Annotated in this window: 1 protein-coding gene; it reads right to left on the reverse strand. The window is 64.7% G+C overall.

Annotated elements, in window-relative coordinates; genetic code table 11:
• A partial coding sequence (locus tag ABYW26_RS14445; protein ID WP_372605613.1) for an NAD-dependent succinate-semialdehyde dehydrogenase occupies positions 1-1393 on the reverse strand: 1393 nt, incomplete at its 3' end.
• Between the last annotated feature and the right edge of the window lie 73 nt (positions 1394-1466).

Raw genomic sequence — 1466 nt, forward strand, 5'->3', positions numbered from 1 at the left:
CGACCGCCTCGGGGCCGCCTTCGCTGCCCATGCCCGAGCCCTTGACCCCGCCGAACGGTGCCTCGACCGGGCCAAGCCCGTGATGGTTGATCGACAGCATCCCGGATTCGATATCCGCCGCCAGCCGGTTCGCGGTCTGCGCCGTGCCGGTATAGGCATAAGCGGCAAGGCCATAGTCCAGACGGTTGGCCTCGGACATCGCTTGGTCATAGGTGCTGAACCGGTTGATCAGCGCCACCGGGCCAAAAGGTTCGTCATTCATTGCCACCGCATCGGTCGGCACATCGGTCAAAACCGTCGGCGCATAGAAAAAGCCTTCGTTGCCGATACGGGTGCCGCCGGTGCGCAGGGTCGCGCCTTTGGACAGGGCGTCTTGCACCAGGGCCTCGACCGCCTCGACACGGCGCTGGGTGGACAGCGGCCCCATCTGGCTGTCAGGGTCCAACCCGTTGCCGGTCTTGATCGCCTCGGCCGCCTTGGTAAAACCGTCGGTAAAACGGTCGAACACCCCATCCTGAACCAGAAACCGGGTCGGAGAGATGCAGATCTGCCCGGCATTGCGGAACTTGGTCATCGACAGGATCGCCACCGCCTTGTCGATATCGGCGTCGTCGAAAATCAGCACCGGCGCGTGGCCGCCTAATTCCAGCGTGGCGGGCTTCATCACCGCCCCGGCTTTTGAGGCCAGCAGCTTGCCGATCGGGGTCGAGCCGGTGAAGGTCAGCTTGCGGATCACCGGATGGGCGATCAGCGTATCGCTGATCTGGGCCGGGTCGCCGAAAACCAGCGACAGCACCGGCGCGGGCAGGCCGGCGTCCAGAAACGCCTGCACAACCATCATCGTGCTGGCGGGGGCTTCCTCCGGGCCTTTCAGCACCACCGAACACCCCGCCGCCAGCGCCGCACCCAATTTGCGGGCAGCGTGGTTGATCGGCACGTTCCAGGTTGAAATCGCCAAAACCGGGCCAATCGGCTGTTTCTCCACCAACTGGCTGACGCCGGGTTGGCGGGCGGGAATGATGCGGCCATAGGTGCGCTTGGCCTCTTCTGCGAACCAGTCCAGCACCTCGGCGCCGATCATGCATTCCATTTTCGTATCGCCCAGCGGCCGACCCTGTTCCAGCGTCAGCGCATGCGCCAACGCGTCGGCGCGATCACGCAGCAATTGAGCGGTCTTGCGCAGAATGGCAGCGCGATCATGCGCCCCGGTGGCGCGCCAGATCGCAAAGCCCTGTTGGGCAAAACCGGCGGCTTGCTGCAACTGTTCGGCACCGGCCACCGGCACCTGACCGATGGGCTGGCCGGTGGCGGGGTTGATAACCGGAACGTGGCGGTCACTGTCACCCCACCACGTGCCACCAAGATGCAGGCGGATTTCGGGATACTGGGTCATGCCTCGGTCCTTTCCATGTCAGTCAGCGCCAATCAGCGCATCCAGCGCCAGAACCCCTTGCCCCTCGGGATAG

The sequence above is a fragment of the Actibacterium sp. genome (assembly GCF_041584535.1).
In the GTDB taxonomy this organism is placed as follows: Bacteria; Pseudomonadota; Alphaproteobacteria; order Rhodobacterales; family Rhodobacteraceae; genus Actibacterium_D.